1 protein-coding gene is annotated in these 291 nt (G+C 52.9%); it reads right to left on the bottom strand.

Features of this window, described 5'->3' with window-relative positions; translation table 11 throughout:
- On the bottom strand, positions 1-291 hold a 291-nt coding region (locus FDX22_RS31215; protein WP_255432946.1), incomplete at both ends, for an Hsp33 family molecular chaperone HslO.

The following is a 291-nucleotide window of genomic DNA, read 5'->3' as shown; positions in this document are numbered from 1 at the left end:
TGCACCTGTGGATCGGCAGGGGAGGCGTTGCTGCGGATCTCTGCAATATCCATGGCGTTAAACAGATAGTGGCTACCGCAATAATCGCAGTGCATATCGATTTCACCTTCTTCTGCCAGAATGCTGTCAACTTCTTCATCCGGCAGCGTTTTCAGAGCGCCCGCGCAGCGTTCGCGTGAACAGGTGCATTTGAACTCAACATCCTGAGGATCGTAGAGGGTGACTTCTTCTTCGTGGTACAAACGCCACAGAACTTCGTTGGCTGGCAGCGTCAGCAACTCTTCGGCTTTG

Origin of the sequence: Citrobacter sp. TBCS-14, from assembly GCF_005280805.1 — a bacterium.
GTDB classification, from domain to species: domain Bacteria; phylum Pseudomonadota; class Gammaproteobacteria; order Enterobacterales; family Enterobacteriaceae; genus Citrobacter; species Citrobacter gillenii.
Note: the sequence above shows the minus strand (reverse complement) of the source record. Positions and strands in the feature narration are given on the sequence as shown.